The 24141-nt window shown below is 71.7% G+C and carries 18 protein-coding genes; 11 read left to right on the top strand and 7 right to left on the bottom strand.

Annotated elements, in window-relative coordinates:
* Window positions 1-93 precede the first annotated feature (93 nt).
* Window positions 94-1539 carry an NAD-dependent succinate-semialdehyde dehydrogenase gene (locus ACTJKJ_RS08340; protein WP_091724503.1) on the bottom strand — a complete coding sequence of 482 codons (1446 nt, stop codon included), beginning with the start codon at window positions 1537-1539 and terminating at the stop codon, window positions 94-96.
* 983 nt (window positions 1540-2522) lie between these two features.
* On the opposite strand from ACTJKJ_RS08340, the gene ACTJKJ_RS08335 reads away from it, so the two are divergent.
* Window positions 2523-4952 carry a DUF3772 domain-containing protein gene (locus ACTJKJ_RS08335; protein WP_440820128.1) on the top strand — a complete coding sequence of 810 codons (2430 nt, stop codon included), beginning with the start codon at window positions 2523-2525 and terminating at the stop codon, window positions 4950-4952.
* 257 nt (window positions 4953-5209) lie between these two features.
* Here the strand turns inward: ACTJKJ_RS08335 and ACTJKJ_RS08330 are convergent, their stop codons facing one another.
* The 5 genes from ACTJKJ_RS08330 to ACTJKJ_RS08310 form a co-directional block, all read right to left on the bottom strand.
* On the bottom strand, window positions 5210-6289 hold the full coding sequence (locus ACTJKJ_RS08330) for a porin (RefSeq protein ID WP_440820127.1): 1080 nt from the start codon (window positions 6287-6289) through the stop codon (window positions 5210-5212).
* A 65-nt stretch (window positions 6290-6354) separates the two neighbouring features.
* The gene (locus ACTJKJ_RS08325; RefSeq protein WP_440820126.1) at window positions 6355-7392 is read right to left on the bottom strand and encodes a tripartite tricarboxylate transporter substrate binding protein; all 1038 of its coding nucleotides are present in this window, start codon (window positions 7390-7392) and stop codon (window positions 6355-6357) included.
* A gap of 122 nt (window positions 7393-7514) precedes the next feature.
* Complete coding sequence (locus tag ACTJKJ_RS08320; RefSeq protein WP_440820125.1) at window positions 7515-9008, bottom strand: sensor histidine kinase; 1494 nt, start codon at window positions 9006-9008, stop codon at window positions 7515-7517.
* Window positions 9005-9670, bottom strand: coding sequence for a response regulator (locus tag ACTJKJ_RS08315; RefSeq protein ID WP_091724499.1), 666 nt, complete (start codon window positions 9668-9670; stop codon window positions 9005-9007). The genes ACTJKJ_RS08320 and ACTJKJ_RS08315 overlap by 4 nt, the downstream gene beginning before the upstream one ends.
* Window positions 9671-9870: 200 nt before the next feature.
* The gene (locus ACTJKJ_RS08310; protein WP_091724497.1) at window positions 9871-10203 is read right to left on the bottom strand and encodes a hypothetical protein; all 333 of its coding nucleotides are present in this window, start codon (window positions 10201-10203) and stop codon (window positions 9871-9873) included.
* Between the two features lie 394 nt (window positions 10204-10597).
* Between ACTJKJ_RS08310 and ACTJKJ_RS08305 the strand changes: the two genes are divergently transcribed.
* The 3 genes from ACTJKJ_RS08305 (at window position 10598) to ACTJKJ_RS08295 (ending at window position 12193) form a co-directional block, all read left to right on the top strand.
* Window positions 10598-11023, top strand: a complete 426-nt coding sequence (locus ACTJKJ_RS08305; RefSeq protein WP_091724496.1) for an organic hydroperoxide resistance protein — start codon at window positions 10598-10600, stop codon at window positions 11021-11023.
* A gap of 22 nt (window positions 11024-11045) precedes the next feature.
* A complete protein-coding gene (locus ACTJKJ_RS08300) occupies window positions 11046-11174 on the top strand; it encodes a hypothetical protein (protein WP_255489496.1) in 129 nt (42 codons plus the stop codon).
* 134 nt (window positions 11175-11308) lie between these two features.
* Window positions 11309-12193, top strand: a complete 885-nt coding sequence (locus ACTJKJ_RS08295; protein ID WP_091724495.1) for an MBL fold metallo-hydrolase — start codon at window positions 11309-11311, stop codon at window positions 12191-12193.
* 37 nt (window positions 12194-12230) lie between these two features.
* Here the strand turns inward: ACTJKJ_RS08295 and ACTJKJ_RS08290 are convergent, their stop codons facing one another.
* Window positions 12231-13637 carry an MFS transporter gene (locus tag ACTJKJ_RS08290; RefSeq protein ID WP_440820124.1) on the bottom strand — a complete coding sequence of 469 codons (1407 nt, stop codon included), beginning with the start codon at window positions 13635-13637 and terminating at the stop codon, window positions 12231-12233.
* Between the two features lie 145 nt (window positions 13638-13782).
* Here ACTJKJ_RS08290 and ACTJKJ_RS08285 point away from each other — a divergent pair, with 145 nt between their 5' ends.
* The 7 genes from ACTJKJ_RS08285 to ACTJKJ_RS08255 all read left to right on the top strand — a co-directional run bounded on the left by ACTJKJ_RS08285 (window position 13783) and on the right by ACTJKJ_RS08255 (window position 24130).
* Entirely contained in the window at window positions 13783-15342 is a 1560-nt protein-coding gene (locus ACTJKJ_RS08285; RefSeq protein WP_440820123.1) for a methyl-accepting chemotaxis protein, read from the top strand.
* A 309-nt stretch (window positions 15343-15651) separates the two neighbouring features.
* Window positions 15652-16128 (top strand): type VI secretion system lipoprotein TssJ, encoded by a 477-nt coding sequence (gene tssJ, locus ACTJKJ_RS08280; protein WP_183479361.1) that lies wholly within the window; start codon window positions 15652-15654, stop codon window positions 16126-16128.
* Window positions 16125-17459, top strand: coding sequence for a type VI secretion system baseplate subunit TssK (tssK, locus tag ACTJKJ_RS08275; RefSeq protein ID WP_440820122.1), 1335 nt, complete (start codon window positions 16125-16127; stop codon window positions 17457-17459). The genes tssJ and tssK overlap by 4 nt, the downstream gene beginning before the upstream one ends.
* 83 nt (window positions 17460-17542) lie before the next feature.
* Window positions 17543-18865 (top strand): DotU family type VI secretion system protein, encoded by a 1323-nt coding sequence (locus ACTJKJ_RS08270; protein WP_091724491.1) that lies wholly within the window; start codon window positions 17543-17545, stop codon window positions 18863-18865.
* The gene (gene tssM / locus ACTJKJ_RS08265) at window positions 18862-22440 is read left to right on the top strand and encodes a type VI secretion system membrane subunit TssM (RefSeq protein ID WP_440820121.1); all 3579 of its coding nucleotides are present in this window, start codon (window positions 18862-18864) and stop codon (window positions 22438-22440) included. The genes ACTJKJ_RS08270 and tssM overlap by 4 nt, the downstream gene beginning before the upstream one ends.
* Window positions 22441-22462: 22 nt before the next feature.
* Window positions 22463-23173: a type VI secretion system-associated protein TagF gene (gene tagF, locus ACTJKJ_RS08260; RefSeq protein ID WP_091724489.1), complete on the top strand. Its 711-nt coding sequence runs from the start codon at window positions 22463-22465 to the stop codon at window positions 23171-23173.
* Between the two features lie 504 nt (window positions 23174-23677).
* On the top strand, window positions 23678-24130 hold the full coding sequence (locus ACTJKJ_RS08255; RefSeq protein WP_091724487.1) for an Hsp20/alpha crystallin family protein: 453 nt from the start codon (window positions 23678-23680) through the stop codon (window positions 24128-24130).
* The last annotated feature ends 11 nt before the right edge of the window (window positions 24131-24141 follow it).

The raw sequence follows: 24141 nt of genomic DNA, 5'->3' as shown, positions 1-24141 counted from the left end.
AGCCGTTGACTCCTGCCGCCGTTCACCTGGCGTGGCGGTCGTGGCCGGCCGGGGACTGCCGGCCGACCGCTGCGAGACCTGGCGAGAAGGTCTTCAGACGCCGAGCAGCGACACCGCCTTGGTGTTCAGGTAGGCCTCGAGCGCCTCGGGGCCGCCTTCCGACCCATAGCCCGAATCCTTGACGCCGCCGAAGGGCATCTCGGCGGACGGCGTGGCCGGCTGGTTGATCCAGAGCATCCCGACCTCGACGCGCTGCGCGAGCAGATGGGCGTTCTTGATCGACTTGGTGAAGGCATAACCGGCCAGGCCGAAGGGCAGCCGGTTGGCTTCCGCGATGGCGTCCTCGAGCGTGTCGAAGCCGCGAATCGCCGCGATCGGCCCGAAAGGCTCATCGTTGAAGACCGAGGCGTCCAGCGGCACGTCCGCCAGGATGGTGGGCGCGAAGAAGTTGCCCGCCGTCCCGACGCGCTCCCCGCCGGTGGCGATCTTGGCGCCGCGCTCCCGCGCCTCGGCGACGATCTTGGACATCGCGACGACGCGCCGCTCGTTCGCCAGGGGGCCGAGCGTCGTGCCTTCGGCGAGGCCGTCGCCGAGCTTCAACCCCTGCGCATGCTTGACCATCGCGGCGGTGAACTCGTCCTTCAGGCTGTTGTGGACCAGGAAGCGCGTGGGCGAGATGCAGACCTGTCCCGCGTTGCGGAACTTCGCGCCGCCGGCGGCCTTGACCGCCAGCGCGACATCGGCGTCCTCCGCCACGATCACCGGCGCATGACCGCCGAGCTCCATCGTGACGCGCTTCATGTGGGCGCCGGCCAGCGCCGCCAGCTGCTTGCCCACCGGTGTCGATCCGGTGAAGGTGACCTTGCGGATGACCGGGTGGGGAATGAGGTAGCTGGAGATCTCGGCCGGATCGCCAAAGACCAGCCCGACCGTGCCGGGCGGCACGCCGGCGTCGACGAAGGTCTGCAGGAGCGCCGCCGGGGATGCCGGCGTTTCCTCGGGCGCCTTCACGAGGAAGGAGCATCCGGTGGCCAGGGCCGCGCCGAGCTTGCGCACGATCTGGTTGACCGGGAAGTTCCACGGCGTGAAGGCGGCCACCGGACCGACCGGTTCCTTCAGCACCAGCTGCTGCGCCGCCAGGTTGCGCGACGGCACGATGCGCCCATAGACGCGGCGGCCTTCGTCGGCGAACCACTCGATGATGTCGGCGCCGGCCAGCACCTCGACCTTGGCCTCGGCCACCGGCTTGCCTTGCTCCTGCGTCAGCAGCCGGGCGATGTCGGCCGCGCGTTCGCGCAGCAGCGCGGCGGCGCGACGCATGGTGGCGGCGCGCTCATGCGCGGACACCTGGCGCCAGGCCTCGAAGCCCTTGCGGGCAGCTTCGAGCGCGCGGTCCAGGTCGACCTGGCCGGCATGGGCGACCTTGCCGATGACGGCACCGGTGGCCGGGTTGCGCACGTCGATGGTCTTGCCGCCGGCCGCATCGACCCATTCGTTGGCGATCAGCAGGCGGACATCGGGATAGGAAGGCGTCGTCATGGCGGGTCCTCGTGGCATCGCCCACGGGGCCGAAGCGGACGCGACGGCGGCGGGCGGGGGTGAACGATGGCGGCGACTCTACCCGCTCCCGCCGCGCCGCTGGGCGAGGCGCGGGGAGTCCGACGCCGTGCCGGCCCATTGCACGCCATGCGCCCAAACGGGCGCCGGCGCAGGATCAATCAGGCCGCTTGAGCACCTTCACCGCCCTCGCCCGCTCCTGCAGCGCGGCTTCGATGCGCCCCATGTCCACGCGCTCACTGAACTGCCGCTGCTGCGGCGTCAGCTCGGTCCGGCGCTTGACGACGATGGCCCGCGCCTCCGGCGAGAGCGCCGCATGGACGGCGTTGCTCGCCTGGCCCCAGCACCGGGCCTGCTCGAGCAGGCGCGGCGTCGGCAGCGTCGGCCCGACGCCCAGCAGCCCGGCGGTGGAGCTGAGGATCATCTGCCCCACNTCGCTGCGCAGCGACTCGGCGATGCAGAAGACGATCAGCGACTGCAGCCGGAACAGCTCCTCCCCGTTCGCCTGCGGCAGCCGCCGCACCGCGGCGTCGAGCCCGCTGGCCGTGGGCTGCATCTGGTCCAGCGTGCTGGCATAACGCTCGAAGCGGCGGCCGTCGATGTCGGCCACGTAGAGGTCCTTCTCCTGCAGCGTCAGCCGCACGCCGGGCGCGTTGCCGGTCTTGTCGTCGCCGGGCTTGAGCAGCACCTGGAACTGCCCGTGGCCGGGCCGGCAGATGCGATAGAAGCCGTTGTCGAAGCGGATCAGGTGGGTTTCCTCGGTGGTCGCGTCGCGCAGCGTCGCGATCTGCCGGGCCCAGTCCGCGTTGATTCGCAGCAGGTGCATGGGGTGTCTCCCTTTCGAAGCAGACCGCAGGCTAGCCGCGCCCCCGGGCGGAGCCAGTGACCAAAGTCCGGTGCCGCGTGACCGGCCCGGGCAAGCCGATTGCCCCGCGGGCGGCACCTGCGCTGATGAATGGATCGGGATGACGGTGTCGACCGGATGGCTGTCGCGGCTTCTCGCGACATGGATGTTGGGCCTGCTGACGGCGGCGTCGACGGCCTGGGCGCAGGAGGCGCCGAGCGCGCCCGTCGATCCCGACAAGGTGCTGGAGGCCGCGCGCAAGGACCTGGCCCAGCTGCAGCGGCAGCAGGACAAGGGGCTGGACGACGAGGCCGACCTGCAGGATTTGCGCAAGCAGGCGCTGTCGGTGCAGTCGCGCGCCGAGGAGGCGTCGGCGGCGCTGGAGCCGCGGCTGACCGACGCCCGCGCGCGGCTGGCCCAGCTGGGCGACGCGCCGGCGGGCGCGAAGGAGCCGCCCGAGCTTGCCGCTCAGCGCGCGCAGCTGGCGCGGGAGATCGCCGACACCGACGCGCAGGTCAAGCTCGCCAAGCTCACCGCCGTGGAGGCCGGCCAGGCAATCGCCGGCGCCGAGCAGAACCGCCGGATGCAACTGGGCGCGCGGCTGGGAGAGCGCGTGCCGTCCCCGCTGCAATCGAGTTTCTGGACCGGACTGGCCCGCGAGGGGCCGGACGACCTGGCGCGGGTGCGCACGTTCTGGCAGTCGCTGGCCGATCTCTGGCGCGCCGTGCCGGCCCGGGGCTGGCTGGTGCTGGCGGGCGCGGCGGCCCTGGTGCTGCTCGTCACCCACGCGCTGCTGCGCCTCATCGCCCACTTGTGCGCGACCCGCGTGCCGCCAGGGCGGTTGCGGCGCTCGCTTTACGCGGTGAGCCTGGTGACGCTGCGCACGCTGCGACCCGGCCTGATCGTCCACGGCCTGATGCTGACGCTGGGCGCCACGGCGCCGGTGGCGCCGGTGCTGGCCGGCTGGCTGGACACGGTCGAGGCCATCGTCTGGTTCGGCGGCTTCGTCGCGGGCCTGGGCGCCGCCGCGCTGATGCCGCGCAAGCCCTCGTGGCGCCTGCTGCCCGCGCCGGATGAGACGGCCGCGCGGCTGGCCTGGTTCCCGCACACGCTGGCCGCCGCGGCGATGCTGGGCTGGTTGACCTCCCGGACGGCGGCGACGCTGGAGATCAGCCTGGCCTGGACCGGCGCCGCGCATGCGCTGGCGGCCCTCACCTTCGTGGCGGTGCTGGCCCTGGCGGCCAGACAGTTGCCAAGACGCGGTGCGCCCGTGGATGCGCCTGGGGACGCGTCCGGGAAAGCGCCCGGGAAGACGGCCGGATCAAAGGACGCCGATGGCGCGCCCCGGTCGGCCGAGCTCGCCATCCGCCCCCTTTGGCTGTCGGTGCTGCGCGCCGGCGTGTGGCTGCTGCTGACCGCCGCGGTGCTGGCGCTGCTGCTGGGCTTCGTGTCGCTGGCCGTGTTCGCGATGAACCAGTTCGTCTGGGCGCTCATCGTGCTGGGCGGCGCCTACCTGGCGAGCGCGCTGGTCGACGACCTGTTCATGACGCTGCTGGCGCCCCTGCCCGCGGTGCCCAAGCCCGACGGCAAGCCCGCCGCGGCGCCCGACGAGGCCCCGGCGCCGCCGCGCACCCGCGAGCAGACCGCGCTGCTGCTCTCGGGCCTGTGCCGCATCGCGATCGCCTTCCTGGCGCTGCTGCTGCTCCTGGCGCCCTATGGCGAGGGCCCGCTGGACCTGGTGCGGCGGTCCGGCAAGGTGGCGGACGGCCTGGCGATCGGCGGCCTGACGCTGCGCCCGCTGGAACTGCTGCAGGGTCTGGCGGTGCTGCTGCTGGGCCTGGGCGCGGTGCGGGGGCTCAAGGGATGGCTGTCGACGCGCTACATGCCCACCACGCGGATGGACGCGGGCATGCGCTCATCGGCGACGACGCTGTTCGGCTACATGGGCACGGTCCTGGCGATCGCCGCCTCGCTGACCGCGATGGAGTTCAGCCTGCAGAGCGTGGCCTGGGTGGCCAGCGCGCTGTCGGTGGGCATCGGCTTCGGCCTGCAGTCCATCGTGCAGAACTTCGTCTCCGGCCTGATCCTGCTGGCCGAGCGGCCGGTGAAGGTGGGCGACTGGGTTTCGCTTTCCGGCGTCGAGGGCGACATCCGCCGCATCAGCGTGCGCTCGACGGAGATCCAGATGGGCGACCGCTCGACGGTCATCGTGCCGAACTCGGAGTTCATCACCAAGATCGTGCGCAACGTCACCTACGGCGAGTCGCTGGGCATGGTGCAGTTCAAGCTGCCGATGCCGCTGGCCACCGACATCGACCGGGTGAAGGCGCTGGTGCTGGCCTCGTTCGAGGCGCATCCGGGCGTGCTGGCGACGCCGGCGCCCAACGTCCAGCTCGACGGCGTGGACGGGACGAACCTGGTGCTCAACGCCTCGGGATTCGTGAACTCGCCGCGCGCCGCCTACGGCATCCGCAGCGACCTGCTCTTCGACGTGCTGGCCCGGCTGCGCGGCGAAGGCCTGCTGCCAGGCCAGCCCTCGCCCGCGGCCTGAGGCGCCGCAGCGGGGCATCGCGGCACCGAAGCACTTCGGCACCAAGGCACCGCGGCGGCGAGGCACCGCCCGCTGCTTCTTGCTCCTCTCCCGCTTGCGGGAGAGCAACCGTGTCCAGCGCTCCTGCACTACCACCGCCGCTGGCCCTCACCCCTCCCTCTCCCACTCCGCGGGAGAGGGTGTAAGAGAGAGAGCCGCTGGCCGGTATGACCCCCTCTCCCGCTTGCGGGAGAGGGTTGGGGTGAGGGCCCGCCCGATCAGAACCGGTGCTGGATCCCCAACCCGACGCTGGACTGCGAATCAGCGAAGCCGTTGTCATCACGCGAGACGCTGACCACGCCGCCATCGCCGGACTTGGCGGTCGAAGCCACCGCGTACAGGCTGGTGCGCTTGGACAGTTCGTACTTGGCGCGCAGCGCGAAGAGGCGCGGATCGTCGGTGCCGCTGGCGCCGCTGGAGATGTTCTGGAAGTAGACGGCCGGTGTCAGGCTGATCGCCGGCGTGGCCTGCCAGGTCGCGCCCAGCCAGGTCATCGTGCTCTTGGCGTTGGCGCCGCCGGTGGCGAATTCCTTCTTGTAGACGCGCTGCGCCAGGAACAGCTTGACCGGCTTCCAGTCATAGGAGACGCCCCAATGCAGCGCCTTCTCCTTGTCGTAGCGGCCGTTGGCCGCGATGGTGGAGCCATTACGCTGGTCCACCACCAGCGCCGCCGCGAACGGCCCCGCCGTGTAGCCACCCGCCAGCGAGAAGAAGCGCCCCGCCGAATCCGAGCCCGCCACCTCGCCCAGCGCATACGTCGCGCCGAGCTTCACCGGCCCGAAGGTCCCCTGGTACTTGATCAGGTTGGACACGCCGGTGACCATGCCGTCCTTGCGCGGCAGGGTCGCGATCTGGCCGCCGGAGGTGGCCCAGGAGTAGAACGGCGCGTAGCCCATCGGGTCGAAGGGCAGCATGAAGTCATAGGTCGTCGAGTACGAGCGGCCGACGATCACGCGCCCGAAGTCGCCGTCCAGCCCGACGTTGGCCTGGCGCCCCCAGAACGACGAGCCCGCCGCGCCGGTGTCCATGCCGACCTCGGCCTCGAGCTGGAACACGGCCTTGAGGCCGCCCCCCAGGTCCTCGCTGCCGCGCAGGCCCCAGCGCGAGGTGTTCATGCCGCCCGAGGTGACGCCGAAGCGGTGGTCGCCGGCCGCGTTCATGTGGTCGCGGTATTCCATCAGCACGTCGGCGATGCCGTAGACGGTGACGCTGCTCTGCGCGAAGGCGGCGGGCGCGGCGCACAGCGCCAGCAGGCCGGCGCACAGGGCATTCAGTCGAAGGGTGCGGGTCGTTTTCAAGAGGTCTCCTCGTTGTCGTTGATGGGGATCGGGAAAGGCAAGGGGTCGGCAGGCACCCGGGTCGCTCAGCGCCGCAGGCCGAAGCGGGTCGCCAGCTCGCCGTACTGGCGGTTCTGGCGGTCGATGAAGGCGCGCAGCGCCGGGCCGGTCAGCGCCAGCGGGAACAGCCCGTGTTGCGCGCGGAGTTCCTGGAAGGCCGGCGTGGCCATCAGCTGGTCGAAGCTGGCCGTCCAGGCCGCGACCGCGCCGTCCGGCACCTGCGGGCCGACGTAGAAGCCGCGGATCGCGGGCCAGACGATGTCCACGCCCTGCTCCCGCGCCGTCGGTACGCCGGCCAGCGGCCCGGGCAGGCGCTGCTCGGCCAGCACCGCCAGCACCCGGAAGGGACCGCCGGGCGCGAGCTTGTCGAAGACCTCGGACGCGTCGCCCATGTAGACCTGCACGTGCCCGCCCTTGAGCGCGGCGCTGGCCTCGCCGCCGCCCTCGAAGGCGACGAAGCGCATGGACTTGTGATCGACGCCCGCCGCCCCGGCGACGAGGGCGGACTTCACCCAGTCCTGGCTGCCGATGGTGCCGCCGGCGGCGAAGCTGATGCGTCCCGGGTCGGCCTTGAGCGCGGCCAGCAGGTCCGGCAGCGTCTTCCAGGGCGCCTGGCGTCCCACCAGCACCACGCCGTAGTCGATGCCGACGGCGGCGACCCAGCGCACGTCGTCGATGCTGCGCTTGCCGAAACGGCCGTTGGAAAGGTTGAGCAGCGAGCCGCTGGAGAAGGCGACCAGCGTCTGCGGTTCCGCGGGACGGCGGGTGACGATCTGGTCGAAGGCGATCGCGCCGACGCCGCCCGGCAGGTAGGTGATGCGCATCGGCGTCTTCGTCAGCCCGGCCTGCTGGAACGCCGCCTGGGCGAGCTTGCAGCTCTGGTCGAAGCCACCGCCGGGCTTGGCCGGGGCGATGCATTCCGGCGCGGCGTCGCCCACCGGCAACGCGGGCGGCGCGGCATGAGCCGCCGGCGCCATCAGGCCGGTCCCGGCCGCCAGGGCGGCGGCCATCAGCAGCGCGCCCGCCCAACGCCGGCCCGCCTGCAACATCGGGGTCGATCGCATCTTGTCTCCTGCGGTGATCTGGGTCGCCGTCAGCCGCCGGGCTCGCGGGAATCGCGAATCGCCGGCAGGCTCGCGCGGTCGCCCGCCACCTGCTTGCAGCGGACTCTAGGAAAGCGGCGCTTTCAGCCGGCTTTCAGCGGTTCAGGAATTTCCGATGCCGGCGACAGCGGAAGCCGCAGCGTCACGGTGGTCCCCCGCTCCAGGCCGTCGGCGTCCAGGCGCGCGGCGCTGACGTCCATGTCGCCCAGGTGCCGCCGGACGATCGCCCGCACGATCGCCAAGCCCAGGCCCGAGCCCGGCAGGTCGACGTTGCTGCCGCGGAAGAAGCGCTCGCCGGCGCGCGGCCGCTCGTCGGCGGGAATGCCGGGGCCGTCGTCGACGACGCGGATCACCGCCATCGGGCCCGCGATGCCGACCTGCAGCGTCACCTGCCCGCCGCGCGGCGTGTAGCGCAGCGCGTTGTGCAGCAGGTTCAGCAGCGCCTCGCGCAACTGGCCCTCGTGGCCGAGCACGACGATGTCGGCCTGGCCGCAGTCGAAACCCAGGTCGATGCCCTGCTCGCGGGCCAGCGGCCAGGACTCGCGCGCGCAGCGGTCGGCCAGGCGGTCCAGCGCCAGCGGTGCCATCACCACCGGCGCGGTGTCGGCGCGGGCCAGCGCCAGCATCTGGTTGGTGCGGCGCACCGTGTCGTCGATCTGGCCCTTGAGCGCTTCCAGCGCCTCGGCGATGCGCGCCGGATCGTGCTCGCGCCGCGCATAACCGACCATGGTCGCAAGCGTCGCCAGCGGCGTGCGCAGCTGGTGCGAGGCGTCGTCGACGAAACGCCGGCGGCCGTCGATCAGCTCCCGCTGCCGGGCCAGATGGTGGTTGATCGCGCGCACCAGCGGCGCCGCGTCGGCGGGCACCTGGGTTTCGTCGACCGGCGACAGGTCGTCGTCGGCCCGCGCCTCGACCTCGCGCCGCAGGCGGTCCAGCGGGCGCAGCGCCCAGCCGATCACCAGCGCCAGCGTGCCGGCGACGACGGACACCGTCAGCAGGTCGCGCCACATCGCCTGGATCAGCAGCGCGCGGGAGAACGCGTTGCGCGAGTTCGTGCTCTCCGCCACCTGGATGATCATGCGGCGGCCGGGCCGCTCCGGATCGAGCTCGCGCGCCCAGGCGCCGACGCGCACCGGCTCGCCGAAGTATTCGGCATCGATGAAGCGCGGCACGCCGCTCTTGAGCGGCTGCGCCGGCAACGGCAGCCCGGCGTTGCCGATCTCGACCAGGCCGTCCTCGGTGCTGACGCGGAAATACACCTGGCCGCTGGCGGTCAGCTCGAAGAACTCCAGCAGGCGATACGGCATCTCCACCGACAAGCCGCCGGTCTCGGTCGACACGTTGTTCTCGATCGCCTTGATGGCGCCGAGCAGCGAGCGGTCGTAGGCCGAGTTCGCGGCCTGCAGCGCGGTGCCCCAGGTCAGCGCCAGTTCGACGCCGACGGCGGCCAGCATGACGGGCAGCACCAGCGCCAGCAGCGTGCGACGGACGCTGAAGCGGTGCCAGCGGGCCGGCAGCGACGGCAGCAGCGGCATCAGGCGGGCGAGCCGGCGCGCGCCCGACGCCGGCGCCGTCATGAGGCTTCCAGCACGTAGCCCAGGCCGCGCAGCGTGGTGATGCGCACCTTGCCGGATTCGATCCGGCGGCGCAGCCGGTGCACGAGCACCTCGACGGCCTCGGGCCGCACGTCCTGCTCGTCGGAGAACAGGCGCTCGAGGATTTCCTGCTTGGACATCGGCTCGCCGCTGTGCTGGATCAGCGTGCGCAGCACCGCGTGCTCGCGGGGGGACAGCGGCAGCGGTTCGCGGTCCAGGGTGAACAGCTTGGAGGCGGCGTCGTAGACCAGCGGCCCGCAGGCGAAGCGCGGCTGGTCGCGCCCGCGCGAGCGGCGGATCAGCGCGACCAGGCGGGCCTCGAGCTCCTGGATCTCGAAGGGCTTGGCAAGGAAGTCGTCGGCGCCCTCATGCAGCGTGCTGACGCGCTCCATCAGCGAGTCGCGGGCGGTCAGCACCAGCACCGGCACGCGGGAATCGGCGTCGCGCAGGCGGGCCAGGACTTCGTGGCCGCCCAGTCCCGGCAGGCCGAGGTCCAGGATCATCGCGTCGTAGCGGGTCGCGCCGAGCTGGCCCAGCACGAGCCGGCCGTCGTCGACCCAGTCGACGACGAAATCGTTCTGCCCGAGCGCCTTCACCAGCCAGTCGGCCAGGGGCTTCTCGTCTTCGACCAGGAGGATCCGCATGGCGCGCGATGCTAGCGCGCGGACATGCGGTGCCGGCTAGTGTCTTTCCACATGCCGGCGGCGCCGGGTCGGCGCCCCCACGAAAGTCGGCCAGGCTCGAATTGAAACCGAAGGAGGTCAGCCGTCGCCGGTCGGGGCGCTGCCCGACCGGTCGACGGCTGACTGATGGGGAAATGAATCGAGGGCCGATGAGCTTGCGCTCAGGCGAGGTCGCCGCGGGCGGCGTCGATCGTGGCGATCGCCTCGACGGTGTCGCCGTGGCGGACCAGCCAGCTGACCTTCTCCAGCTGACGCAGCTCGGGGGCGCTGACCGGCAGGCGCTGCGCCATCAACTGGCGACGGGCGTCGCGCAGCAGATGCATCGCGTTGTCCTGGTGGTCGCAGTAGAGCTCGACCTGCACCGCGCGCAGTTGCTGCTGGACCATCGCGCGTCGCTCCGATCGGCGCGCCATGTCGTCGGGATCGGTCGCGGCCTGGGCCGACGCCGCCGCGAAGGCGGCCACCATGGCGAGGATCGGGGTGGACTTGCTCATGTGCTTCTCCTGCGGTCCGGCGGGCTCCGCGCCGGTGGCGTCTTCTGCAAGGCGTCGCCGTGGGCCGCGGAGCGGGTCGGGCCGATTGCGTCAAACAACGTGTTGCCCTGGGACGTAAGGTGCGCCGGCCGGGTTAGGGAATGCTTAAGAAAACCCGCGATCACGCAAGTCGGCACAACGACTTGGCGTTGGGCGCACCTGCCTTCACGCCACCTCCACGTCACCGTCACACGCGGTCACCGACGCCGGTTTGTATGCCACTGTGTCCAGCACCCGCCGCGACACGCGCCGCGCCAATTCGCCGCGGCAGTCACACACCGGCGATACATCGCCCCGATGCAATGCGGACCACGCAGCAGACGACGCTGCCTTCAAGCCTTCAAAGGAGTCCGCCATGTCCACGACCACCGATCACGTCCAGGTTCTCTACACCGCCCACACCCGCACCACCGGCGGCCGCGAGGGCCGCGGCCAGTCCGACGACGGCCGCCTCGACGTGCAGCTCGGCACGCCCGGATCGTCGCGCCCCGGCACCAACCCGGAACAGCTGTTCGGCGTCGGCTGGTCCGCCTGCTTCATCGGCGCGATGGGCTTGGCCGCCCAGGCGATGGGCGTGCGCCTGCCCGCGGAGACCGACGTCGAAGCCATCGTCGACCTCAACCGCGGCGCCGACGGCTACTTCCTGAGCGGCCGGCTGCGCATCCACGTGCCCGGCCTGCCGCGCAACCAGGCCTACGACCTCATCAAGCGCGCCCACGAGACCTGCCCCTACTCCAAGATGACGCGCGGCAACATGAACGTCGGCCTGGAGCTGGTCTGAGCGCGACGCCGGGAAACCCGCCATGAAGCGCCTGGTCCTCGCCCTGCTCTTCCTGCTCGGCGGCATGGCCCACGAGGTCCGCCATCCGCTGCAGTGCACCGCCATCACCAGCGGCGGCGGCACGCGCAGGCGCCCCACCGGCGGCTCCTGAGCCGCCTCGCCCCGGGCCGTCGACGCGCCACCCCGGCGCCGGTCCGGGGCGGACCGCCGGTCCACTGCGCAGCGCTCGGCGCCCGGCGCTCGGTATAGTGCCCGGCACCCCCACCAGCCGCGAGCGCCCCGGCCATGAGCCACGCCTCCTCCGGCCTGTCGATCCAGGCCTTCCACGATCCCCAGACCGGCACCGTCAGCTACGTGCTGACGGATCCCGCGACCCGGCAGGCCGCCATCGTCGACCCGGTGCTGGATTTCGACCTCAAGTCCGGCCGCACCGCCACCACGCAGGCCGACCGCCTGCTGGCGCATGTCGCCCAGGCCGGCCTCACCGTGCAGTGGATCCTCGAGACCCACGCCCATGCCGATCACCTCTCCGCCGCGCGCCACCTGCAGGCGCGGGTCGGCGGCCGCATCGCCATCGGCGAGCACATCCGCGAGGTGCAGGCGGTCTTCCGCAAGCTCTACAACCTGGAGCGCGACTTCCTGCCCGACGGCCGCCAGTTCGACCACCTGTTCCGTGACGGCGAGACCTTCCGCATCGGCGGCCTCGAGGCCGAGGCGATCAGCGTCCCGGGCCACACGCCAGCCTGTGTCGCCTATCGCATCGGGGACGCCGTCTTCGTCGGCGACACGCTGTTCATGCCGGACGTCGGCACCGCGCGCGCCGATTTCCCCGGCGGCGACGCGGCGACGCTCTACCGCTCGATCCAGCGGCTGCTGGCGCTACCGCCGGCGACGCGGCTGTTCGTCTGCCACGACTATCCGCCCGAGGGCCGCGCGCCGGCCTGGGAAACCACGGTGGCGGAGCAGCGCCGCGCCAACCTGCATGTCCACGACGGCGTGAGCGAGGCGGCCTTCGTCGCGCTGCGCCAGGGCCGCGACGCGCGGCTCGAGGTGCCGACGCTGATCCTGCCGTCGATCCAGGTCAACATCCGCGCCGGCCACCTGCCGCCGGCCGAGGACAACGGCGTACGCTACCTGAAGATCCCGCTGGACACGCTCGGCCGGCAATGAGCCCGGAGTGGGCCGCCCGTGAGGCGGCCTTGAAGGATCAGTGCCCGCCACCCGGCGTGGCTTCGGCCTCGCCGTCGTGTCCGGCCCGGATCGGGAACGGCGCGAACCAGGCCAGCACGATCGGCGGGATCGAGAACACCAGCACCCAGCCGAAGAAGCTCGCGTAGTGCTGGCCGACCCCGGCGAACAGCCAGCCGCTGACGCTGCCGGTGGCCCACTTGGTCATCGCCATCACGCCGGTGGCCATCGCGTAGTGGGTCATCTTGAAGGGCCCCGGCGCGATCTGCTGCATCATGTACAGCATGTGGCCGACGGAGCCCATGCCGAAGCCGAACTTCTCGATCGCGACCACGGCGCCGATCCACCACAGGTCGGTCGGCATCGCGTGGCTCAGGTAGTAATAGGTCAGGTGCGGCAGGTTGAGCGAGATCGCCAGCAGCAGGAAGGACCGCCGCAGCGTCATCTTCGCGGCGATGAAACCGCCCAGGAAGGCGCCCGCGATGAAGGCCACCGTCCCCGCCGTGCCGTAGATGTGCCCCAGCGCGCCGTTGTCCAGGCCGAGGCCGCCGGCGCTGCGCGGATCGAGCAGGAACAGCGGGCCGAACTTCTCGATGAAGCCCTCGCCGAAGCGGTAGAAGAAGACCACCGCCAGCATCATCCAGATCGACGGCTTCTGGAACAGCGTGGCCCAGGACTGCCGCAGCGACAACATCGCGCTGCCCAGGTCCTGGCCATGGACCGCGGCCGGCGCGCCCGGCGGCAGCACCCGCAGGTGCCACAGCCCGAAGCCGCCCATCATCGCCGCCGCCCCCAGCATCACGGCCATCCAGCACTGCACCCAGGTCCAGTGCAGCGACGCGTGCAGCCAGCCGGTCAGCGACACCAGCAGCCCCGAGGCCACCACCGCGCCCAGGTTCCAGCACATGCCCTGCAGGCCGGCGTAACTGGCCTGCTCGCGGGGCGGCATGGTGGTCATGAACACGCCGTCGGCCACGATGTCCTGCGTCGCGGAGGCGAAACCGGTGATCCAGAAGAAGGCCAGCGAAGCGCGGAAGAAGCCGTCCAGCGGCAGGCAGAACGCGACCGCGCCCAGCGACGCCATCATCAGGAACTGCATCGTGATCACCCACCAGCGCTTGGTCCGGTAGGGTTCCAGCAGGGGCGACCACAGCGGCTTGAGCACCCAGGGCAGGTACATCTGCGAGGTGTAGAGCGCGATGTCCTCGTTGGACACGCCCAGGTTCTTGTAGAGGATCGCCGCCACCGCGCCGACCAGCACGTTCGGCAACCCCATCGCCAGATAGAGCGACGGCACCCAGGTCAGCGGATGGCGGGCCGGCCGCGCGGGGGCCGCCGCGCCCGGATCGTCGCCCGGTGCCGCTTCCGCCAGGGCCGGCCCGGACGGCGTGCCGCCCCCGGTGATCCGGGAAAGATCTGCGCTCATCGACTTGTCTCCTTCTTGTGGGCGCGGAGCATACGACACCATGACAACGTTGTCAGCCCAGGGGAAGCGAGCATGCCTGGCCACCACCCGGGCATCCGGCCTGCCCCGCCAGGGAAATTCCAGGCAATGTTTCCGGGAGCTTCCCATGGCCTTGCTTCGTAATTTCCGGATCGGCAGGCGGCTGGCGCTGGCCTTTGCGGCGATCCTCGCCCTGCTCTGTTTCAGCGCTTGGTTCGGGACCCTGCAGATGGCCCGGATCAACGAGAACGTCCAGGACCTGAACGGCAACTGGCTGCCCAGCGTCACCCGGCTGGGCGCGATGCACGATGCCGCCAACCTCGCCCGCCGCCAGTCGCTGCGGGCCGCGCTGGTCACCGACGAGACCACCCGCGCCGCCAGCGGCCGCGAGCGTGAAAGCGCACTGCGCGCGTTCGACGAGGCCGCCAAGGCCTACGAAACCAGCATCACCGGCGAGACCGAACGCGCCCTCTACCAGGACATCCGGGCGGCCTGGACGGCCTATCTGGCGGCCGACGCCGAGCTGCTGCGCGCGGCTGCCGCCGGCGAGGCCGAGCACGCGAACGCCCGTCAACTGGCGACCGGGCGCACCACGACGCTGTTCGTCGCCGTGTCGGCCGCGATCGCCAAGGACATCGACTTCAACCGCGCCGGCGGCGACCGGGCCGCCCGGGCCGCCGCCGAGTCCTACGACCACGGCCGCCTGATCACGCTGCTGGTCGTCGGCGCCGCGCTGGCGGTGGGCATCGCGCTGGCCTGGCAGGTGACGCGCTCCATCACCTCGCCGATCGCCGAGGCGGTCAAGGCCACCGAGGACGTGGCCGCCGGCGACCTGACCGTCGACATCCACGCCGAGGGCCGCGACGAGCCCGCCGATCTCCTGCGGGCCATGGCGCGAATGGTCGGTCAGTTGGGGACGCTGGTCGGCCAGGTACGCGACAGCAGCGAGAGCATCGCCACCGGATCGCGCGAGATCGCCCAGGGCAATGCCGACCTGAGCACCCGCACCGAAAGCCAGGCCAGCAGCCTGCAGCAGACGGCCGCCTCGATGGAGCAGCTGACCAGTTCGGTGTCGCAGAGCGCGGCCTCGGCCGGCGAGGCCAGCCGCATGGCGGCGGATGCCTCCGGCGCGGCCAGCGAGGGTGGCCAGGCTGTCGGCGAGCTGGTCCGGACGATGCAGGGCATCAGCGATGCTTCGCGGCGCATCGAGGACATCATTGGCGTCATCGACTCGATTGCCTTCCAGACCAACATCCTGGCGCTGAATGCGGCGGTCGAGGCGGCCCGGGCCGGCGAGCAGGGGCGCGGCTTCGCCGTCGTCGCTTCCGAGGTGCGTGCGCTGGCGCAGCGCTCGGCCGGCGCCGCCCGCGAGATCAAGGGCCTGATCCAGGCCAGCGTCGACCGTGTCGACACGGGCGCCCGCCAGGCCGAGGGGGCCGGCGAGGTCATGCAGCGGGTGGTCGCCCAGGTCGGCCAAGTCGACACCTTGATCCGGGAGATTTCCGCAGCAACGCAGGAACAGAACGGCGGCATCCAGCAGGTCGGCGGCGCTGTCTCCCACCTCGACCAGGTGACCCAGCAGAATGCCGCTTTGGTCGAGCAGAGCGCCGCCGCCGCCGAGAGCCTCAACGGCCAGGCCCAGCAACTCGCCAAGCTGGTCAGCCAATTCCGCCTCCGCAGCGCCTGAGCCCCCTCCCGACGTCCTCGGTCGCAAAACCGACGCAGTACGGTCCTGGTCGGGGACGGTGAGGCGTGGGGTTCCGGCGCTTGACGCCGGGGCCCCATGCCTCGGCGGCCAACGCCCGGACCTGCGCAGGGGCGTCCTCGCCACCGCCCCCCCGCGCCTGGCCACGCCCCTCCCCGATTACCTAAGTCACCACGCCCAACCGCCCCCACTGGCTATCCTTTCCTCCGGTCAAGAAGGACAGCCAAGATGCTCACGCCTCGTTCGGGACACCACGGATACATGCGCGCCGCTCGCCGGGGCGCCACAGGAATGCTGCTGGCGCTGGGCGCGCTCGGCCTGCTGGGGGGCTGCTCGTCGATCGACAAGCTCAATCCCTTCTCCAGCTCGCCCAAGCCCACCGAGGTGCGCGGCAGCATCCAAGCGTCGCCGCAGCTCAACCCGAGCGTCAACAAGCGCCCCTCCCCGCTGCTGGTGCGGGTGTATGAGCTGAAGTCGACCAACGCCTTCAATGCTGCCGATTTCATCAGCCTGTACCAGAAGGACCAGGCCGAGCTTGGCACCGAGATGGTCGCCCGCGAGGAAATGACCCTCCAGCCCGGCGAATCCCGGACCATCAACAAGAAGACGCTGTCGCCGGAGACCCGCTTCATTGCCGTCTTCGGCGCCTACCGCGACCTGGAGCATGCGCGCTGGCGCGCGGTGGTGCCGGTGATGGTCGGCAAGAAGCAGGACGTCCTCATCCAGGCCGACGAGCTGTCGGTCAGCGCCTCGGTCAAGCAGCCGTGAGCTGGCACAGCAAGGTCATCTGGTCGCAGGGCATGTTCCTGCTGCCCCACCATTTCCAGCAGGAAACCCGATATCTGGAGCACCTGGTCGACAGCCGCGCCCGCGCGCTCGCGCCGCATGGCTGGGGCTTCACCGAGCTGGTGCTGGACGAGGCGCTGCTGAGCGTCGGCCGGCTGGGCATCGTGCGCGCCAGCGGCATCCTGCCCGACGGCACGCCCTTCCAGATCCCGCAGGCGGACGCCGCGATGGCGCCGCTGGAGGTGCCTGCCGACCTCAAGGGCGACATGATCGTGCTGGCCGCGCCGATCGCGCGCCCGGGCACCGACCAGGTGGCCTTCAACGGCCACGATGCCGGCGAGCTGCACCGCTACCACGTCGTCGACCAGGACCTGCGCGACCAGACCAGCGCCGGCGACGAGCCCGAGCCGGTCCAGACCGGCGCGCTCACGCTGCGGCTGCTGCCGGCGCGCGAGCTCAACGATGCCTATGCCGCGCTGGGCGTGGCCCGCATCGCCGAGCGCCGCGCCGACCAGCAACTGGTGCTGGACCGCAGCTACATCCCGCCGCAGACCCGCATCGACGCCAGCGGCCACCTGTCCGCGATGGCCTCGCTGCTGCACGGGCTGGTGCGCCAGCGCGCGCAGCTGCTGTCCTCGCGCATGGGGCAACTGGGCAACGGCGTGTCCGAGCTGGCCGACTTCCTGATGCTGCAGGCGCTGAACCGCGCCGACCCGCTGTTCCGCCAGCATGCCGAGTCACCGCATGTCCATCCGGAGCTGCTGCACCGCGACTGCCTGCAGCTGGCCGGCGATCTGGCCACCTTCGTGAGCGACACCCGCCTGGCGCCCGAATATCCGCTGTACCGCCACGACGACCTGCGCGGCAGTTTCGCGCCGCTGCTGGAGGACCTGCGCCGCATGCTCAGCGTGGTGCTGGAGCGCAACGCGCTGCAGATCGACCTGACCGAGCGCACCCATGGCGTGCGCACCGCCGTCGTGCCCGATGCCGACCTGCTGCGCAGCGCCAGCTTCGTCATCGCGGTCAATGCGCAGGTCTCGGCCGAGCAGCTGCGCCAGCGCTTCCCGGCGCAATCCAAGCTGGGCCCGGTGGACCGCATCCGCGACCTGGTCAACCTGCAGCTGCCCGGCATCGGCCTGCGCGCGCTGCCGGTGGCGCCGCGCCAGCTGCCGTTCCATGCGGGCTTCCATTATTTCGAGCTGGACCGCGGCGGCGAACTGTGGAAACAGCTCGAGCGCAGCGGCAGCCTGGCGCTGCACGTGGCCGGCGACTTCCCCGGACTGGAGCTTGAGCTCTGGGCCATCCGGCAATAGCCGCCCCGCGCGACGGCATGCCGGGCCTGGTCCCCGCTCCTCAGCCCTTCCATCGACAAGACAAGCAACCTCCGGGAGCCGGCATGGACCCCTCCGCGCTCAACGATCCGTTCGCAGGCTTCGACGATCAGCGCACCTTCATCAAGCCCCGCCCCGGCGGTGCGCAGGCGCCGCGTGGCGCCTCGCCCGCGCCGGACTCGGTCCAGCCCGACGCCGCCCCGCCGGCCGCCGGACTCAACCCGCTGCTGACGCTGGCCAACCCGCTGCTGCTGCTGGTGCCGCAGCTGCGCACGACGCGCCGCGTCGACGACGTGGCCGCGCTGCGCAACAACCTAGCCCAGGGCATCCGCGACTTCGCCGCGCGCGCCGCCGCCGCGGGCATCCCGCCCGAGCGCGTCATGGCCACCCGCTACGTGCTCTGCACGATGATCGACGAGGCCTGCGCCGACACCCCCTGGGGCGGCTCCGGCGTCTGGGCGCGGCACAGCCTGCTGTCGATGTTCCACAACGAGACCTGGGGCGGCGAGAAGGTCTTCCAGCTGATGGCGCGCCTGGCCGAGAAGCCCGATGCCAACCGCGACCTGCTCGAGCTGATCTACGCCGCGCTGACGCTGGGCTTCGCCGGCCGCTATCGCGTCATCGACAACGGCCCCGCGCAGCTGGAGGCGGTGCGTGACCGCCTGGCGCAGATCCTGAAGCAGCAGCGCGGCGACTATCCCGCCGCGCTGGCGCAGCACTGGCAGGTCGAGCCGACCGTGCAGCGCCGCCACATCGGCTGGCTGCCGCTGGCGGCGACCGCGGCGCTGACGGCGCTGCTGCTGGTGGGCGTGTACCTGACGCTGACGCTCTCGCTGGCGGATCGCTCCGATCCGGTGTTCGGCCAGATCCAGTCGCTGCGGCTCTCGCCGCCGGTGGTCGCGCCACCGCCGCCGCCGGCCAAGCCGCGCCTGGCGCAGTTCCTGCAGTCCGACATCAAGGCCGGCCTGGTCGCGGTGCGCGACGAGGTCGACCGCAGCGTGGTCACGATCCGCGGCGACGGCCTGTTCGCGCCGGCCAGCGCGACCATCGTCCCGGAGCGCGAAGCGCTGATGGGCCGCATCGCCGACGCGCTGACGCAGGTCCAGGGCACGGTGCTGGTGACCGGCCACAGCGACAACACGCCGATCCGCACCGCCCGTTTCCCGTCCAACTGGCACCTGTCCGAGGAACGCGCCAACACCGTGCGCGAGCTGCTGATCGCGCGCCGCGTCGCCCCCGAGCGCATCCGCGCCGAGGGCCGCGCCGAGGCCGAGCCGGTGGCGCCGAACGACACCCCGACCAACCGCGCGCTGAACCGGCGCGTCGAGGTCAGTCTGATGATCAATGGCCGCGCGCCCGACGCGCCGGCGCGCGGAGCTTCGCGATGAAACGCGTCCTGGGATGGATCTTCAACCGCTGGGTCCTGCTGGCGGTGCTGGTGCTGGCGGTCGCGCTGCTGATCTGGATCGTCGGCCCGCTGATCGCCGTCGGCGAGGCGCGTCCGCTGGACACCGCGCGCTCGCGCTGGATCACCATCGGCGTGCTGGTGCTGGTGGTGGCGCTGTGCATCGCCTGGAGCCGCTGGCGCGCCAAGCGCGGCAACACCGCCGTCGTCAACCAGTTGCTCCAGCAACCGGCCGCCGACACGACCGAGCGCGAGAGCGCCGACATGCTGGCCGTGCGCGAGCGCTTCCGCCAGGCGCTGCAGCTGCTGCAGCGCTCGCGCTTCGGCGCCGAGGGCTCGGCCGGCTTCGGCGCGAAGCTGCGCTCGCGCTTCGGTGGACGTTATCTCTATGAGCTGCCCTGGTACCTGATCATCGGCGCGCCGGGTTCCGGCAAGACGACCGCGCTGCGCCACAGCGGGCTGAACTTCCCGCTGGCCGACCAGATGGGCGACCACGCGATCCGCGGCGTCGGCGGTACCCGCCACTGCGACTGGTGGTTCACCGACCGGGCGGTGCTGATCGACACCGCCGGCCGCTTCACCACGCAGGACAGCGACCCGACCAACGACAAGGCGACCTGGAGCGGCTTCCTTCAGATGCTGCGGCGCTCGCGCCCGCGCCAGCCGATCAACGGCGCGCTGGTGACGGTGTCGGTGACCGACCTGCTGTCGCGCAGTCCGGCCGAGCGCGCCCAGCATGCCGCCACCGTGCGGGCCCGCGTGCAGGAGCTGCAGAAGGACCTGGACATCCGTTTCCCGGTCTACCTGCTGGTGACCAAGGCCGACCTGCTGTCCGGCTTCATGGACTACTTCGCCACGGTGGACAAGGACCAGCGCGCCGCGCCCTGGGGCTTCACCTTCCCGCGCGCCAGCGCCTCGCCGCTGGCCGGCTTCGGCGCCGAGTTCGACGCCCTCGAGCAGCGCCTGCAGGACGGCCTGATCGATCGCCTGCAGGCCGAGCGCGACCCGCAGCGCCGCGCCCGCATCTACGGTTTCCCGGCCCAGTTCGCGAGCCTGCGCGCGCTGCTGGCCGAGTACGCCGACGGCGTCTTCGCGCCCTCGCCCTACGAGGCGCAGCCGCAGCTGCGCGGCATCTACTTCGTCAGCGGCACGCAGGAAGGCACGCCGATCGACCGCGTGCTGGGCTCGGTGGCGCGCAGCTACCAGATCGAGCATGCGGTGCTCGCGCCCAACCAGGCCAGCGGCCGCAGCTACTTCCTGAACCGCCTGCTGGGCGAGGTCGTCTTCGCCGAGGCCGGCCTGGGCGGCACGCACCGCGGCTGGGAGCGGCGCCGCAATGCGCTGGCGCTGGCCGGCTACGCGGCCGTCGCGGTCGTCGGCGTGGGCCTGCTGACCGCCTGGACGGTCAGCTACTTCAACAACCGCAAGTACCTGCAGGAGACCAGCGCCCGCGCCGAGCAGGTCCGCGAGCTGCTGCAGGCCACGCCCAACCGCGCCTCGGCCGACCTGCTGCCGATCCTGCCCGCGCTGCAGGCCACGCGCGCGCTGGCGGCGGTCGAGGACGAGGTACCGCTGTCCATGCGCATGGGCCTGTTCCAGGGCCGCAAGATCGACAGCGCGGCGCGCGCCTCCTACCAGCGCATGCTGGGCGACGCGGTGCTGCCGCGGCTGGTGCTGCGCATCGAGGAACAGCTGCGCCAGGGCGCCGCGACGCCGGTCACGCTGTACGAGGCGCTCAAGGCCTACGTGATGCTGCACGACCCGCAGCACTTCGACGCGCAGGCGCTCAAGCAGCACATCGAGGGCGACTGGGAAAGCACCCGCCGCGAGCTGACGCCCGACCAGCGCGCCGCGCTCGGCGCCCACCTGGATGCCTTGCTGTCGCAGGGGGGCATCGCCTCGCCGCTGCCCGAGGATGCCTCGCTGCTGACGGCGGTGCGCACGCAGCTGGCGACGCAGCCGCTGCCGCAGCGCATCTACAACCGGCTGCGCGCGCAGGGCCTGGGCACCGAGTATCCCGACTTCACCGTCGCGCGGGCCGGCGGCCACAACGCGCCGCTGCTGTTCACCCGCGCCAACGGCGCGCCGCTGACGCAGGGCGTGCCGGGCTTCTTCACCCGTGACGCCTACCTGCGCGGTTTCCAGCCGCGCGTCGGTCAGGTGACCGACGAGCTGGCCGCCGAGGAGCCCTGGGTGCTGGGCGTCGCCGCCGCGCCCAAGGACGCGCAGGCCATGGTGCGCGCCAACGCGCCGCTGGTGGACGACGTGCGCCGGCTCTACCTGAACGACTACGCCGCGGCCTGGGAGGCCTTCCTCAACAGCGTCAAGCTGCTGCCGATGGCGACGGTGCCGCAGTCGGTGGAGCGCTCGCGCATGCTGTCCGCGCCGGACAGCCCGCTGGGCCCGTTCCTGCGCGCCGCCGCGCGCGAAACCACGCTGGCCCAGCCCGGCAACGCGATCGAGAACGCCGAGCGCCGCGCCGCCGACCTGGTGCAGCAGACGCGCGAGCGCGTCGCGGGCATGTTCTCCGGCAAGCCCGGCCAGCCCGCGCAAGCCGATCCGAACGCGCCGCGCATCGAGAGCATCGTCGACGACCGCTTCGTCGGCCTGCGCAGCATGGTCACCGCGCCCCCGGGCGGCGGCAAGGCGCCGCTGGACGAGACGGTGGGCCTGATCGCCGAGGCCAACATCATGCTGACCGCGGCCGATTCCGCGCTCAAGGGCGGCAGCGCGCCGCCGCCCTCGCCGGTGCCCACGCGGCTGAAGGCCGCCGCGGCGATGAGCCCCGAGCCGCTGCGCACGATGCTGGACGACCTGGGCAGCAGCAGCGCCCGCGTGTCGCAGGGCGCGATGCGCCAGAACCTGGGCATGGAGGTGCGCTCGCAGGTCGGCGAGTTCTGCAACCAAGCCGTGGCCGGCCGTTATCCGCTGGACCGCAATTCCTCGCGCGATGCGACCCAGGCCGACTTCGCGATGCTGTTCGCGCCGGGCGGCAAGATCGACCAGCTCTTCCAGCAGAAGCTCGCGCCCTACGTCGACACGACGACGCGGCCGTGGAAGTTCCGCGCGGTCGAGGGCACGCCGCTGGGCGCGGACAGCGGCACGCTGCCGCAGTTCCAGCGCGCGCAGGCGATCAAGGAGACCTTCTTCCCGGGCAGCAACACGCCATCGCTGCGACTGGACTTCAAGCCGATCGAGATGGACACCTCGATCCAGCAGTTCATCCTGGACGTGGACGGCCAGATCGTGCGCTACAGCCACGGCCCGCAGATCCCGACCTCGGTGCAGTGGCCGGGGCCGCGCGGCAGCTCGCAGGTGCGGGTGCAGTTGAGCCCGGCCAGCACGAGCGGCTCGTCCGGCATGGTCAACGACGGCCCGTGGGCGCTGTTCCGCCTGTTCGACCGGGTCAAGATCGAGAAGACCGCCGCGCCCGAGCGATTCAAGGCCACCTTCGAGATCGAGGGCCGCAAGGCGGTCTTCGAGGTCACCGCCAGCAGCGTCCGCAACCCGTTCCGGCTGCCGGAGCTCAACGAGTTCCGCTGCCCCGGCGGGCTGTGAGGCGCACCAGGAGAGACCGACGATGAGCGCGTTGCCCGAAGCCCTGAACACGTCCGGCGACACCGTGCCGGGCTGGTACGGCAAGGTCGCCGCCCTGGGCGACTTCGCCCAGCGGCGGCTGCCGCAGCACTGCGTGCGCCACTGCGACGCCTGGCTGTCCGGGATGATGCAGGACCTGCCCAAGGTGCTGGGCGCCCGCTGGCTCGACACCTACCTGACGGCGCCGGTGCTGCGTTTCGCCTGGGCGCCGGGCGTGGTCGACATGAAGTGGTGGTTCGGCGTGCTGATGGCCAGCTGCGACAACGTGGGCCGCTATTTCCCGCTGGTGATCGCGCAGCCGCGCACGCAGCCGCCGATCGACCGCGCCGGGCTGGACCACCTGGACCGCTGGTACACGGTGCTGGCCAACGCGGCCATGCGCACGCTGGACGACACCGCCACGGTGGACTCGCTGGAAGCGGCGCTCGCGGCCGCCCCGCCCTGGCCGGCGAGCCATGCGGCGACGCTGCCCGCGCCGGAGAACGCGGTGCAGTGGGTCACCTACACCGCGCCGGCGAGCCTGCTCACCTCGGCGATGCCGATGCTGGCGGCGGGCGAGCTGATGGAGCGCCTGGCCGGCTGCACCGTGTGGTCGCCCAACCCCGAGCCCGGCCAGCAGATCGACATGCGCTGGGGGCCCGGCCTGCCCTATGTGGAAGCGTTCGCGGCGCTGCTGACGAAGAAGACCGGTTGATCAGGGTTTTCCCTTAATCGCGCGGCTCTTGAAGCGCGAGGCCCCAATTCCTAAATCTGTGTCGACCCGCCATCCACCGATTCGGACGAGGAACTGAATCATGGCCAAGCCGCTCTCCGACACCCCCTCCCAGGCGCCGACCCGGCGCTCCGCGCGCCCGCTGCGCTCGACGCGGCTCGTGATGAGCCCGCCCCATCTCCAGGCCTATCTGCTCGCGCGCGAGACGCTGCGACGCCTGAAGTGCTCATCGCGCCCCTGCTTCGCGCGCGAGCCCTCCCCCGCCGCGACGGCAACCACGACCAGGGCCGCGTCCCGTCCTGACGGGCGATAGCGCCCGCCTTGCCGCGACGGTGCGAGCCCGCCGACCCAGCGCCTCGGGTCGCCCTCGGGCCGAGCCTGGCCGCGCGTCTCCGGTCGTCCGCACCACCGGTTCATCACGGGACGGCGCCTGCGCCATCCCTTTCATCGCCCCATCGATTCATCGACCAGGAAAGGAGGTCTCTCATGTTCGATACCGTGTTCCACCGCCCTCAAGGCCTGCTGGAGCAGCTCACCCAGCTGCAGCAGGCGCTGTCGCGTTCGCGCGCGCCGGACGGTCTGGCGGACAGCATCCGCTCGGCGACGGCGGGCGCTTTCCCGCCGATCAACGTGGGCCGCACCGAGCGCTCCATCGAGGTTTACGCCTTCGCCGCCGGCCTGGACGCGCAAGCCATCGACGTGACCGTCGAGCGCGGCGTGCTGCGGATCTCCGGCGAGCGCAAGCCCACCGCGCGCGACTCGTCCGACGGCGTGCAGCTCTACGCCGCGGAGCGCTGGCACGGCCGCTTCACCCGCGCCGTGGCGCTGCCCGACGATGCCGACACCGGCAGCGTGGACGCGCATTACCGCGACGGCGTGCTGCGCGTCACGGTGGGATTGCGCGAAGCCGCCCGTCCGCAGCGCATCAACGTCCAGTGAACGACGATCTC

It is taken from the genome of Roseateles sp. 22389, assembly GCF_052044995.1.
Lineage (GTDB): Bacteria > Pseudomonadota > Gammaproteobacteria > Burkholderiales > Burkholderiaceae_C > Roseateles.
This window is presented reverse-complemented; position numbering and strand designations above follow the sequence as displayed.